Annotated in this window: 13 protein-coding genes; 5 read left to right on the forward strand and 8 right to left on the reverse strand. The window is 38.0% G+C overall.

The genetic code is table 11. The features are described from left to right. Nucleotides 1–60: 60 nt before the first annotated feature. On the forward strand, nt 61–1,191 hold the full coding sequence (locus tag JI723_RS08580) for a Bcr/CflA family multidrug efflux MFS transporter (protein ID WP_233445649.1): 1,131 nt from the start codon (nt 61–63) through the stop codon (nt 1,189–1,191). A gap of 658 nt (nt 1,192–1,849) precedes the next feature. Continuing rightward, the gene (locus tag JI723_RS08585; protein WP_070927898.1) at nt 1,850–2,191 is read left to right on the forward strand and encodes a YejG family protein; all 342 of its coding nucleotides are present in this window, start codon (nt 1,850–1,852) and stop codon (nt 2,189–2,191) included. An 87-nt stretch (nt 2,192–2,278) separates the two neighbouring features. Here JI723_RS08585 and mepS read toward each other — a convergent pair whose 3' ends face one another. Together mepS and JI723_RS08595 are read right to left on the reverse strand one after the other, a co-directional pair. Beyond that, the gene (gene mepS, locus JI723_RS08590; protein WP_070927900.1) at nt 2,279–2,860 is read right to left on the reverse strand and encodes a bifunctional murein DD-endopeptidase/murein LD-carboxypeptidase; all 582 of its coding nucleotides are present in this window, start codon (nt 2,858–2,860) and stop codon (nt 2,279–2,281) included. 565 nt (nt 2,861–3,425) lie between these two features. Beyond that, nucleotides 3,426–4,010, reverse strand: a complete 585-nt coding sequence (locus JI723_RS08595) for a YrbL family protein (RefSeq protein WP_337979921.1) — start codon at nt 4,008–4,010, stop codon at nt 3,426–3,428. Between the two features lie 369 nt (nt 4,011–4,379). Here JI723_RS08595 and JI723_RS08600 point away from each other — a divergent pair, with 369 nt between their 5' ends. Further along, nucleotides 4,380–4,724 (forward strand): hypothetical protein, encoded by a 345-nt coding sequence (locus JI723_RS08600; protein WP_140178492.1) that lies wholly within the window; start codon nt 4,380–4,382, stop codon nt 4,722–4,724. An 88-nt stretch (nt 4,725–4,812) separates the two neighbouring features. Here the strand turns inward: JI723_RS08600 and yeiP are convergent, their stop codons facing one another. The 3 genes from yeiP to JI723_RS08615 all read right to left on the reverse strand — a co-directional run bounded on the left by yeiP (nt 4,813) and on the right by JI723_RS08615 (nt 7,484). Next, nucleotides 4,813–5,385 carry an elongation factor P-like protein YeiP gene (gene yeiP, locus JI723_RS08605; protein WP_070927903.1) on the reverse strand — a complete coding sequence of 191 codons (573 nt, stop codon included), beginning with the start codon at nt 5,383–5,385 and terminating at the stop codon, nt 4,813–4,815. Nucleotides 5,386–5,636: 251 nt separating this feature from the next. Continuing rightward, nucleotides 5,637–6,881, reverse strand: a complete 1,245-nt coding sequence (gene mtr / locus JI723_RS08610; RefSeq protein WP_319066554.1) for a tryptophan permease — start codon at nt 6,879–6,881, stop codon at nt 5,637–5,639. 165 nt (nt 6,882–7,046) lie between these two features. Continuing rightward, a complete protein-coding gene (locus JI723_RS08615) occupies nt 7,047–7,484 on the reverse strand; it encodes a nucleotide triphosphate diphosphatase NUDT15 (protein WP_337979922.1) in 438 nt (145 codons plus the stop codon). A gap of 211 nt (nt 7,485–7,695) precedes the next feature. Here JI723_RS08615 and fruK point away from each other — a divergent pair, with 211 nt between their 5' ends. Next, complete coding sequence (fruK, locus tag JI723_RS08620) at nt 7,696–8,631, forward strand: 1-phosphofructokinase (protein WP_140178486.1); 936 nt, start codon at nt 7,696–7,698, stop codon at nt 8,629–8,631. A gap of 40 nt (nt 8,632–8,671) precedes the next feature. Here the strand turns inward: fruK and nfo are convergent, their stop codons facing one another. Together nfo and JI723_RS08630 are read right to left on the reverse strand one after the other, a co-directional pair. Further along, on the reverse strand, nt 8,672–9,514 hold the full coding sequence (gene nfo, locus JI723_RS08625; RefSeq protein WP_337979923.1) for a deoxyribonuclease IV: 843 nt from the start codon (nt 9,512–9,514) through the stop codon (nt 8,672–8,674). A gap of 108 nt (nt 9,515–9,622) precedes the next feature. Then, complete coding sequence (locus JI723_RS08630) at nt 9,623–10,702, reverse strand: YeiH family protein (RefSeq protein WP_319066553.1); 1,080 nt, start codon at nt 10,700–10,702, stop codon at nt 9,623–9,625. A 227-nt stretch (nt 10,703–10,929) separates the two neighbouring features. Between JI723_RS08630 and yieE the strand changes: the two genes are divergently transcribed. Further along, a complete protein-coding gene (yieE, locus tag JI723_RS08635) occupies nt 10,930–11,793 on the forward strand; it encodes a DNA-binding transcriptional regulator YeiE (protein WP_140178484.1) in 864 nt (287 codons plus the stop codon). Between the two features lie 116 nt (nt 11,794–11,909). On the opposite strand, the gene JI723_RS08640 is transcribed toward yieE, so the two are convergent. Further along, nucleotides 11,910–12,887, reverse strand: a complete 978-nt coding sequence (locus JI723_RS08640) for a hypothetical protein (RefSeq protein WP_337979924.1) — start codon at nt 12,885–12,887, stop codon at nt 11,910–11,912. Nucleotides 12,888–12,905: the final 18 nt, after the last annotated feature.

Below are 12,905 nucleotides of genomic sequence, written 5' to 3' on the forward strand. Positions count from 1 at the left end.
CGAGTGCAACAACAAAAATCATCCTATTTAGGGTTGATATTAATACTTGGTTTATTATCAATGCTGATGCCATTAGCTATTGATATGTATCTGCCAAGCTTCCTTGCTATGGGTGAGTATTTCGGTGTCGATGAAGGCCGCATCCAAATGACACTGAATAGCTATATTTTTGGTTTTGCTATTGGCCAGCTATTTTATGGTCCAATGGCTGATAGCATCGGTCGCAAACCTGTCATCTTAGGTGGCGTTATTGTGTTTGCAATTGCTTCGGCGGCGTGCGCGTTAACTGAGTCAATCGAGTCCTTGATTTGGTTTCGTTTTTTACATGGATTTGCAGCTGCTGCGGCAAGTGTGGTGATCAACGCTTTAATGCGAGATATGTTCACGCGTGATGAATTTTCACGCAGTATGTCTTTCGTGGTATTAGTGATGACCATTGCTCCTTTATTAGCGCCTATTTTAGGCGGTGAAATGATGCGTTGGTTCTCATGGCACGCTATCTTCTGGAGCATTAGTATCGCGGCGGTGATTGCGGTTGTTTTAGTCAGTTTATTTATTCGAGAGACGCTTCCCGTTGAAAAACGCCAACCTTTTCATTTAGGGACCACGTTAAGGCAATTTGCAACCTTATTTCGTGCCAAGCAGGTGTTGTTTTATATCTTAGCCAGCTCATTTTCATTCGCAGGCATGTTTTCATTTTTAAACGCGGGTCCATTTGTTTATATCGACCTAAATGGGGTATCCCCACAGGACTTTGGCTACTTCTTTGGCATTAATATTATTTTCTTATTTATTATGACCACGTTTAATGGTCGTTATGTAAGGCGATTTGGTGCAGAGCGTTTGCTTTATTTAGGTATTATTGTCCAATTTACCATGGGAATTTGGTTGTTAGTGACGACGGCACTAGGCGTTGGCTTTTGGGCATTGGTCTTAGGTGTTGCTATTTATGTCAGTGGTATTGCGATGATCACATCCAATGCAATGGCGGTGATTTTAGACAATTATCCACATATAGCAGGTACCGTTTCATCTTTGGCGGGAACGATCCGTTTTTCAATAGGAGCGTTGGTTGGGACGTTGTTATCGATGATCCCTGCTAAGTCAGCATGGCCAATGGTTGGCTCTATGGTGGCGTGTGTTGCGTTCTCTATGCTATTTGTTGTTCTAGCTAAGCGTATAAAGAAATAGAATTGGTATTTATGTTTCATGGATGAAACATCTCCCTCCTGTTTTCATTTCAGTCAGTCACCATATTTATTCTAATAGTGTTAAGTAAAAATCAACTACTCGGCAAAACCGAATTTATATTCAGTAAAAATAGAATTCCAGTATAAAAATGATCTAAATCAATTATCAATTGATGAATATTTGTTAAATTTCTGTGTTGAGCTAAGCTATTTAGTAGTTAGTCATTAAAAGATAAATTTAATGACTATTGTTCAAAATTAGGCGGTTTATTATTGAAAATCGTTTAATAATGTAAAAAAAATGACTAATTATTAGTGCTGGTGTTGAGTTTTGAGATCAAAAAAAATTTAAAATTTAACACTTGAAGTAAAGAAATAAGCATGCAATGATTTATGTCACAAAAATTTAACGACATGAATAATATTTAATGTTATATTTAGGTATGGTTTTTAACAATCACGTTACTTTTTGTGATTGTAGCGAATTCGGTTTGAACGAGGTTTATAGTCCTTACCAACCTCTACGATGAAAGTAGAGAAGGGAGAATAAAAAAGCGAAAATTTGCTAACTAATAGCAGATGACACTATAGCGCTTTTGTTTGGTAAGTAATTTAGTTCAACGAACAATATAATGGTTAGGTAGCAATAGGATATTGTTGTGGAAAAATCAGGTCTTTCGGTAGTGCACAGGCTGCCGCAAAGTTACCGCTGGTTATCAGGAAAGATAGGAACTCATGTTGAGGTGGTGCCTACTAATGATTTCGCTAGCGATAAACTTGTGGGGCTGAAATTACTCAGTCATGACTGTGCAACAGATTGTATTGCAATGAAGCAATTGTCAGAGTCGTTATCTGATTTGCAGATTGAAAGTGCAATTTTAGAATGGCAGAAAGAAATTTGTCTCTTTATTCATGCCAGTGATGAGCATGCTGCGATGTGTCGCTTAAAAGCCTCTGGTGTTGCTATTGCAGAATTGGAATCAGGTTTTTATTCATCGTAATAACTAATCTGAATATAATAAAAAAGCTTCCAGTTTATTCAACTTGGAAGCTTTTTTATTGGCAAGGAATTTAGCTGTTTTTAATGATTACGAACCATTGATAATACGGCGACCTGCATAGTATCGTTTGTTCCAATACTCGTTGGTCATTTCTGAAACGATCACGCCACTGCTGGTGGATGCATGGACAAATTTATTATCGCCAATATAGATACCAACGTGTTTCATACGGCGACCTGTTTTAAATAAAACCAAATCACCGGCTTTTAAACTATTGCGGCTAACGCTTTTACCGGAGGACTCTTGCTCCGAAGTCGTGCGTGGTAAAGCAACGCCAAATTGTTCGATGAATGTGCGTTGCACAAAACTTGAACAGTCAACACCGCTTTTAGTTGTTCCACCTAAACGATAACTTACACCTTTCCAATTCGCATATTGATCCATGATTTTAGACTTGGTATCAACACTTTGAACTAATTGCTCAAATTCGTCTTGAGAGGCCATTGCTAAAGAATCAGATGAATTATTTAACATGCGAGATTCAGAATGAGTAGTACGTTGAGCATTCTTTGAAGAATTAGGGGTAGTACAAGCTGAGAGTGTCGCGGCAATCGCTATTGCTGGTATAATGCGCAAAATGTTGCGCTTAAATTTTTCAGATGTTGCCATTATTCTTAATGTCCCTTGCCTTTTTTGTACTGTGTTTTATCCACACAATAAACGTAAACTTATCCCTGTGAAAAACGCATTTTCTGAAATGCTACTGTGGTTTTTCACAGAAAGTGTTTAATACAGAACAGCTAAATTTTGTATATGAGTAAAACCAGATAGAGAGTTGCATTAGACGCAAATCAGTTATGTGAACATAACCACAACCTGTTAGAAACTCATCGTTAGAGTTTGGCAGTTGCATACTTATTTCACCAAACATAAAGAGCATACATAAACAGAACTGAAATGGCGAGTTAATCAGGTCATAATTTACAAAACATTATATTAAATACTGATAAAAATCGCGGTTTGAGAGTTTTTTGTTAAAAAAATAGCGATTTGAGTGTAGTGCTTGCAAATAATACAGTTAAAATAACGATCTAGATCACATTTTGATTAAGGTAGTTTTGCCTTATTTCTGTCAGGTTTATATTCCAACCCCATAATTGTAAAGAAGTTTAAATTTCTTATAAAAAATAACCACAATCATAGTCGTTAACCGCAGTATTTTGTATTGCTTTGATTAATCCTTTGACTCAACAGATTGCATTGTGGAAAGTTTGACATGATATTCTCTCATCATACGCTGTTCGAAGTCGGTAAATCGACGAGTGAGGGTGGTTCTAGCTAGTGTTGACGAGTAATAGTCAATAGGGATTAAATTAGCGCAGCCAAGGTTATCGATGATAAAAAATTGTCCGTGAGGTTTATAGCCTAATTGATAGACGATGTTATAGGGTTTTAACGTCATAGTGACAATCGCATCTTTATAAACTGTTTTTTTAAAAAGTTCATAGGCAATTTTCATGCTTTTTTGATGTTTTAAAAAAGAATGTTTATTTTTTAAATAATAGTCGAGTATATTTGCCACATTTCCTGTTTTATCTTTGATTAACTGAAAGACATACCCAGTACCAAGATTAGTTTCTTGCGTACCATAATAATGAGCGATAGCGTTTATTGATGATGTGTTTCGGTAAATTCTTTTATAGTACTTTACTTCGCGTATTGTTTCACGATCGTCTTTATTAGGGTGGTGTACTTTGATACAGAGACCATCATGTTCTGGATGTTGATAACACGCACGATGGCGGCCACTTGCTATCATTAAAGAAGGTGATAGAACAATTTTTTTGCGAGTAAACTTTTCATATTAACTAGTGAAATAAGTGTAAATTAAGTGAATGAAAGTAAAGAAGATTTTTTTATTCTTAAATACCAAGGCTAATTTTAATAGAAAATGAAAAAATAAAATTGCAAAATGTGTGGTTATTATTTTTTTGTGATTAATATCACTAATTTTACTTCAGTCTTTAGATTTAGAGAAAAATAAAAAACTGCGGCCATTAGTTAAATATCATTCTATTCGTTCGAATTAAGATCCTCGTCATCAGGTAATAGATAATAAAAAACTATTCCTAATATAAATAAATTATACCAAATGACGATAACCTAATTTTAAGCGGATACTTTTTTCATGAAACTTACAGCAAATAAACCTTCTTTAATGACTTTATTGTTTGTCATCACGTTAAGCTATTTCATCACTTATACAGCCCATGCCGAAAAGCGAAATGTTATCGGTAGTGCCACTATTACATTTGTGGGGGCAATCGTAGTACCTCCATGCCAAGTTGGTACTATGGGAGACAAAATTGAAACAACTTGCTGGAGTGATCGAGGCAAAGTAGAAACGGTAAAAACGTCATTCAAAAAATTAAAAACAGGAACGCATGAACTACCAAACCATAAAGGCACACAAAGTTTTAAATGGATAGATCAAGATAAAAAATTAGGTATGTATACGCTGGATTATAATTAATTTGAGTTGTCAGTTGTTTAATTTCATTGTGTGAGTGGTTAAGAAAAGGCCTATGGGCAGATGCCCATAGGTGATTGTTATACTGATTTTATTCGCAGCGGCCCATAAAACGGCGTTCAGGGATATGAATACGAATTTTTTCACCGCTAGTTAAGTACTCAGGAACTTGTACTGTTAAACCGGTTGCCATAGTTGCAGGCTTAGTACGCGCACTTGCGGAAGCACCTTTGATAGCTGGCGTTGTTTCAACGATAACCATATCAACCGTTTGTGGTAATTCGAGAGCTAATACTTGCCCATCCATTGTCAGAACTTGCATTCCAGGTAAGCCTTCTTCTGGAATGAATAATAATTCCTCTTCAATATCTGCATGTTTAAATAGGTATGGTGTATAGTCTTCGTTATCCATAAACACGTATTCGTCACCATCAATGTAAGAAAAACTCACACCACGGCGAGTTAAGGAGATGGTTTCTAAGATATCATCGCCTTTAAAACGTTCCTCAACTTTTTGACCTGTTTTTATATCCGTAAAACGCATTTTGTATAAAGTGCTGGCACCACGTGCACTTGGTGATTGAATATCGATATCTTTAACCAGCAGCAGTTTGCCATTGTAATTGACTGCAAACCCACGTTTGATTTCATTGGCCTTTGCCATAAATAACCTTCTTTAGAATTGTCAAAAAAGAGTGCGACAAAAGTACTCGCAGATAGGCGATTAGGCAAGATACTAAGCCTATTTTTTAGTAAAAAAAACGACAGTTATCGATAAACATAATATCTTTTAAGATTGCCGTTAAGTAGAGGGATATCAACGAGAAAAATTTAAGCATCAATTTCAAAGAAGAGTATAAGATAAAATTGAGGTTAACCCCTCTCGCTAGCAGGCAAGGAGAGGGGAAACATTATTTAATAAATAGGTAATAAACCTAGCAAAGAAAGAATGTGGGCGACAGCATTAATAACACCAAAGAGGATCACAAACCAAATCACACCCATACCACCGGGAGCTTTATAACTGTTTTTAGGGAAACGTTTACGGCTCGCCCTTGCCATCAGAGCAGGAATAATCACTGCCCAAACTGTAGCAGCTAGTCCCGCAAAACCAATTGCATAAATAAAGCCATTTGGGAAAACCAAAGCGAACACAGTGGGTGGTAAGAAAGTAATTAAGGCTGATTTTAAACGGCCTTGCTGGTTATCATTAAACTTAAAGAAATCAGCAATAAAATCAAATAAACCTAAAGATACACCTAAGAATGAGCTTGCAAGGGCCATATAGGAAAATAGCGTTAGAAATTGCGAAATAAAGCTACTGTTGGTGGATAAGTTCATTTGATTCAGTAGAGCACCAATATTGTTGCCTTCTTCGCGAATTTGTACGAAAGCAGAACGAGGGATGTTCCCTTGGATCGCATACTGCCACAAAATATAAATAGCAACAGTAATGATCGCACCGTAAACCAAACTTAGAACGACTGAGCGGCTGTTTTTATTGTAGTACTTCACTAAACCAGGAACATTACCATGATAACCAAAGGATGTTAGCAAATAAGGTAGAGCGGCAAGCGCATAAGGTAAATAATGTGTATCACCATTCTCTACTTGGTTAAATAAAATAGATGGTGATGCTGTTGTTACCATACCGCCAATTGACATCACAAAAGTGATGACCATACCACCAATCAAAATGGTGCTTAAACGATCAACGGCTCTGGTTGATAACCATACAAAGAAAGCGACTATCAATGCGAAAACAAGTCCGGAGATAGCTTGTGGCATTTCCATATAGTCGGATAAGTTGCTAGAGATAATCGAGCTACCCGCGGAGATATAAGCATAGGTGAGAATATACAGTACAAAAGTAATCGATAAACCGTTTATAGAGTTCCACACGGGGCCTAATAAGTCTTTGACCATCGTATGGAAACTTGCCCCTGCTGGATAGTTCATATTGGCTTCTAAAATCATCAAGCCAGAGAGTAACATGCAAGCAAAAGTATAAATTAAAAGGACAATAGATCCTGTAAACCAGACACCAGAGGTAACCATGGGTATTGAAAACATACCAGCACCTACAGCGGTACCAGCGATGATCATTGCGCCTCCTAGAATGGAGGGCTGTTTAATTGTTTTTGCTGTATCAACAGACATGGAAACTCCCGAGTAATGTTTCTTTGTACTAGCTTGATGATACATGCAGTGTATATTAATGTAAACAATAAATAATGAATAAAAAGGCAATTTTGATAGTAAATATAATGAGTTGGCCATTTATTGTACAAACACGGATTTGGCATTTGTACAATAATGCAGGCGTTAAGCGGGATGGTGATAAAATCGGTGATTAAGCCAAAGATCAATAGCATTGTGACTTGCTTCAAAGTGAGGTTCAGGAAGCTCATGAGGGGAAACCCACATTAAACTTTCACATTTGTCTTGCTCCATAATCTGAGGTTGTTTATCACCACGATATTCCACATGCATACAGATGGAAACCGTATGTTTACCTTCTTGGCGGTAAGTGTTGACATTATTGCTAATGCCAAAAACGGTAGGAGCTGAGATATCAATACCAATTTCTTCTTTTATTTCTCGAATAGCGCAATCTTCAAAAGATTCCCCAGCATCGACATGTCCACCAAAAATCGACCAGTAAGGAGCATGCTGACTACTGCGTTTACCCATTAAAATTTGACCTTGCGGATTGGTAATAATCACACCAACGCCCACAACAACATGATCAATATTAGACATAAGTTTTTCTTCTTTCTGTTTTTTCGGTGGTGACATTTTGCCAGCTCATTATGAAAAAACAATCAGGAAAAACAGCAAATATCGCTGAAGCCATTGTGTTTTAATGGTATAAGTAGGGCAAAACATCTTGCTATACTCAGATACTTTCAGTGACTATGCTCCAAGTGTTCTAGAGTATAAATGACTATAACGATAAGGGAGATCCGAGGTTATGACTCGCCGAGTTGCTACAATTACATTAAATCCTGCCTATGATCTGGTTGGGCTATGTCCATCAATCGAAGTCGGTGAAGTCAACTTAGTGAAGACTGCTAGCCTCAATGCCGGAGGCAAAGGTGTTAATGTTGCAAAAGTATTACGTGATTTGGGAATAGATATCACGGTAAGTGGCTTCATGGGAAAAGATAACCAAGAAGAGTTCCAACACTTTTTTAGTGATAATGGTATGGCAAACCGTTTTTGTATGGTTCCGGGGCGTACTAGGATCAACGTTAAACTTACCGAAAATAACGGTGAGTCAACTGATTTCAATTTTTCAGGGTTTGATGTCAGTAAAGAAGACTGGAACCGTTTTGCCACAGAATCGCTGAATTGGCTAGGTCATTTTGACATGGTCGTTGTTAGCGGAAGTTTGCCAAATGGGATCGAACCTGAAGAATTCACCCGCTGGATGACTCGGCTGCGCCAATTATGCCCATGTATTATTTTTGATAGCAGCCGTGAAGCCCTTAAAGCGGGACTAAAAGCGTCGCCTTGGTTAGTGAAACCTAATCGTTATGAATTAGAGATGTGGGTGGGGCGTAAATTACCTGAACTCAAAGACGTTATTGAAGCGGCACACGAGCTGCGTGATAAAGGCATTTCTCATGTGGTGATATCTCTTGGTGAAGACGGCGCACTGTGGGTGAATGCATCAGGCTCTTGGTTAGCGAAACCTCCCCATTGTGAAGTGATTAGCACTGTGGGAGCTGGTGACTCTATGGTTGCAGGGTTGGCTTACGGGTTACTAAACGGTGAATCAAGCGCACATACACTGCGTATGGCGACGGCGATATCAGCGCTATCCGTTTCTCAACCTGATGTTGGGTTAAAGAATCGTAATAAATTAGCGGATATGATGGCTAAAATTGAGATGGAATCGTTGTAAAGTGTGTTGAAGGCGGCTAATGCCGCCTTTGATTTATTCTTTAATTCTGCTGTGATTTTAACCAAGCAATTTCTTGCGGCCAAATATCTGGATTGATCGTCTCTAATATTAATGGGATCCCATCGAAACGTGAGTCTTTCATGATATAGCTAAAAGGCGTGTAGCCAATATTACCTTCGCCAAGACTATGGTGGCGGTCAACACGGCTAGCAAATTCACTTTTTGCATCATTTAAATGCATGCCTTTGAGGTATTTGAAACCAACAATATCAGAAAACTGTTTAAATGTTTCTTCACAGGTTTCTTCTGTGCGTAAATCATAGCCTGCGGCAAAAGCATGGCAAGTATCAATACATACACCCACACGGCTCTTATCATCAACGTTTTCAATGATCCTAGCCAAATGTTCGAAACGGTACCCTAAATTAGAACCTTGCCCAGCGGTATTTTCAATCACCGCGATAACACCTTTTGTTTCATTTAAGGCAATATTGATAGATTCGGCGATACGCAATAAGCAGTCATCGACATCAATTTTTTTTAGGTGGCTGCCCGGGTGGAAATTGAGTAAATCAATCCCTAATTGTTCACAACGCTGCATTTCATCGATAAAAGCCACTCGTGATTTTTCGAGCGCTTCCATTTCTGGATGCCCTAAATTAATTAAATAGCTGTCGTGAGGTAAAATTTGATGTTTACCGTAACCATATTTAGCACAGTTTGCTTTAAATTTTTCAATCACATCTTCGCTCAGTGGTGCGGCTTTCCACTGACGCTGATTTTTAGTGAATAACGCAAATGCCGTGGCATTAATTTCATGAGCGCGAATGACTGCCTGATCAACGCCACCAGAGGCGCTAACGTGTGCTCCAACATATTTCATTATTGACTCCTTTTTTGTGAAGTATGCCATTAATAGACCAATAAATGAAATACACAAAAAAAGCCGCTTCACTCAAAGCGGCCAATCATAAATTAAAGTGAAAAAATATTATAAGAAGAGTTGAATAAGTGCATTAATTGCAAAACCACCAACGATTAACCATGCAAACAAAATAAGTGCCATTAATATTGGTTTAATACCTGCTTGGCGGATTGCGCTGGCATGAGTCGTGAGGCCGAGTGCAACCATTGCCATTGCCAGTAAAATGGTATCAAGGGTAATAATATATTGCACTAAAACGGTTGGCAGTAGATTAAAAGAGTTGAATCCTGCGACTAAGATAAAAATGACGGCAAACCAAGGAATAGTGATTTTGCTTTTTTCTGTATTTGAGCCTTTAATTGCGGTACTGCGGCGGCTTAAATAAGCTGACAAGATAATAAGAAATGGCGCTAACATCATAACGCGGATCATTTTTGTGATCACAGAAGCATTCTCTGCTTCAGGGCCGATGGTATGACCGATAGCAACTACTTGGGCAACTTCATGCACTGTTGAGCCAACGTAGATACCGAAAGTATCTTGTGTTTGAGTGAACCAGCCGAAATGGGCATTCAGCTGGTATAGCCATGGGTAAACAAAAATCGCGATAGTACCAAAGATAACCACGGTGGAAACTGCGACGGCGACTTTGCTCGCCGATGCTTTTACGACTGGCTCTGTGGCCATTACGGCAGCTGCACCACATATGCTACTACCTGCACCGATCAAAAAGGTTGTCTCATCATCTAAACCAAAGACTTTTTTCCCCAACCAAAAAGCCAGTAAAAAAGTTGAAGCTAATGTTAATGCATCAATCAATAGACCTGTAGCGCCGACATCCGTGATTTGTTGAAATGTGAGTCGAAAACCATAAAGAATGATCCCTGCACGTAAAAAATAGTGTTTTGCAAATTTGATCCCATCATCGCAGCGGCTACTGACAACAGGATAGATGGTGTTACCGACGATAATTCCTAATAAGATGGCGAGGGTAAGTGCGCCTAAGCCTATCTCAATAAACCATTGTTGTTCCCCTAAATACATCGAAATTGCCGTTAATATACCGGCTAAAATCACACCAGGAATGAGTTTTAATGCAGGATGGCTGGTGTGTTGAACGAGTGTTTTGGTATTGCTTTTATCCATAATCGTACCTTTAGTTACTGCTGATACCTGCTTGTTAAACGGATCATACAGGGCATAGATAATTTTGGAATAAGCATATAACAAAATCTTTAATAATTTAAATTGATTGTTTTGGTATAATCAATTAAAAAAAGTGGTTAAAAGTTTCTTCTGGTAACTTGGTAATAAATCATTAATATTAACAATATTATTACAAACACAAGCGAACAATGTTTGGAGCGACCTGTATGCGAATAACACTTAGGCAACTTGAGGTATTTACGGAAGTACTTAAAAGTGGCTCCACAACTCAAGCCTCTCAATTGCTTGCATTATCGCAATCTGCGGTGAGCGCTTCTCTGACTGATCTGGAAGGGCAACTTGGCGTGCAGCTGTTCGACCGTGTAGGTAAACGACTTGTTACAAATGAACATGGCCGGTTGTTATATCCAAAGGCACTAGCACTGCTGGAACAAGCTTTAGAAGTGGAACAATTATTTAAAAAAGAGATGGGAGCGGTACGATTAGCCGCAAGTACAACAATTGGTAATTACATGCTGCCGCAACTATTAGCTAAGTATCGCTATGACCATCCCTCCATTCCGTTAGAATTAAATATCAGTAATACAGAAGATGTCATTAAAGCGGTCATGGAATTTAGAGCCGATGTAGGCCTTATTGAGGGCGTTTGTCATAGCCCTGAATTAATTACTGAACCATGGCTAAAAGATGAATTAGTGATATTCGCAGCCCCAGATAATCCATTAGCGGGAAAAACGTTAACGTTAAAAGAATTAAGAGATGCTCCGTGGGTATTACGTGAAAGAGGCTCAGGAACACGTGATGTACTTGATCAACTTTTATTTGCACATCTACCCGGTTTTCATATTTTTATGGAGCTCGGCAATTCGGAAGCAATTAAGCATGCTGTACGTTTTGGAATGGGGATCAGCTGTTTATCACGAAGAGTGATTGATGAGCAACTCGCGAATGGTTCATTAGTCGAGTTAAACGTGGATGAGTTGCAGCTACATCGAACACTGTATCTCATTTATCATCGTCAAAAACACTTATCTAATGCGATAAAAAATCTATTAGATTATTGCAAATAGCCAAATTCCTCCAACATAGTCGTGCCGTAAACTTGGGGTGTTTACGGCTTAACTTAATCGCTTATAGGCTCAATTCGATTACTGATCTCGGTTTTTTTGATTACATTAAGTTGCAATTAAAAGTTTTTATCGGAGTATTTTACGAAGGTATTGTAAAGTTGTATCGCGGTGGTTAGCATGGGTAATTTCAAGTCTGGTTTGTTTAGCTCGTTGAGGAACTTATCGGGTGAATTTAAGCCATAATTAGGAGTGTAGTAAAGTCTATCGGCGTTACTAAAAGAAATACACATCATCTCATTTGCATTAATTTCCACATTTAAGCTATCAAGTTCTTTTGTCGCATTAACCAGCGCTTCGATGACCATTGGTTTTAAAAATTTACTCAATAGTAAGGGATCTTTAGCACCGAGTTTAAAATGTTTATTAAATTCTGCTGATGCTAATGAATAGTGAGTTTTGCAGGGCGTTTTTCCATCGCTAATAATGTGAATATCTTTGAAACCGGTGAACGGTAAAATTAGCCCATAACGATAGTAATGTAGTTCTTTTGTCCCTTTTGTAGTACGCGTTCGTTCAGTATATATAAAGTTATAGAAATAAAATGATGTTGATATTTCAGCTAAAGAACGATACTCCCATTCAATTTCTCTTGAACAGTTGCCTCTTTTAAACTGTTCAAAATCATTAAGCATTGTTTTAACGTTCCCGTTATGAGTAGGGTGGCAATTAAGCTTATTATCAAGTAGCCCCCACATTCGATAAATATCTCTATTTAATTGAGGAATATTACTTTCTCTTCCCCAAATGACGAGTAATGAAAAAAGACCAACAATAGAAATGAGTACGATATAAATACCCGTTAAGCTGAACCAGCTGAATCCACCATTTTCATTGGCATTAGCCCAAAGAATAGCAACGGCTAGTAGAGAAACAAGGCAAATAGTTAGAAACACTAGATTATTGAATTCTAATTTTTTGTTCTCAGCTTTTGCGATAAATATGGCTTCAGTGAGGTCATTATAGCTTTTGGCATTGTTGACCTGTTCTTGTATTTTATCAATAACTTGTTGAGTTTTAATATTACTTGATAGCATGTTTTAACATTGAACCTG

This window comes from Providencia manganoxydans (assembly GCF_016618195.1).
Taxonomy (GTDB): domain Bacteria; phylum Pseudomonadota; class Gammaproteobacteria; order Enterobacterales; family Enterobacteriaceae; genus Providencia; species Providencia manganoxydans.

Coding starts and splice junctions, on each gene's coding strand:
- JI723_RS08580 (WP_233445649.1), top strand. CDS start 61: ATGCTGATGCCATTAGCTATTGATATGTATCTGCCAAGCTTCCTTGCT.
- mepS (WP_070927900.1), bottom strand. CDS start 2,860: ATGGCAACATCTGAAAAATTTAAGCGCAACATTTTGCGCATTATACCA.
- JI723_RS08595 (WP_337979921.1), bottom strand. CDS start 4,010: ATGATAGCAAGTGGCCGCCATCGTGCGTGTTATCAACATCCAGAACAT.
- JI723_RS08600 (WP_140178492.1), top strand. CDS start 4,380: ATGAAACTTACAGCAAATAAACCTTCTTTAATGACTTTATTGTTTGTC.
- yeiP (WP_070927903.1), bottom strand. CDS start 5,385: ATGGCAAAGGCCAATGAAATCAAACGTGGGTTTGCAGTCAATTACAAT.
- mtr (WP_319066554.1), bottom strand. CDS start 6,881: ATGTCTGTTGATACAGCAAAAACAATTAAACAGCCCTCCATTCTAGGA.
- JI723_RS08615 (WP_337979922.1), bottom strand. CDS start 7,484: ATGTCTAATATTGATCATGTTGTTGTGGGCGTTGGTGTGATTATTACC.
- fruK (WP_140178486.1), top strand. CDS start 7,696: ATGACTCGCCGAGTTGCTACAATTACATTAAATCCTGCCTATGATCTG.
- nfo (WP_337979923.1), bottom strand. CDS start 9,514: ATGAAATATGTTGGAGCACACGTTAGCGCCTCTGGTGGCGTTGATCAG.
- JI723_RS08630 (WP_319066553.1), bottom strand. CDS start 10,702: ATGGATAAAAGCAATACCAAAACACTCGTTCAACACACCAGCCATCCT.
- yieE (WP_140178484.1), top strand. CDS start 10,930: ATGCGAATAACACTTAGGCAACTTGAGGTATTTACGGAAGTACTTAAA.
- JI723_RS08640 (WP_337979924.1), bottom strand. CDS start 12,887: ATGCTATCAAGTAATATTAAAACTCAACAAGTTATTGATAAAATACAA.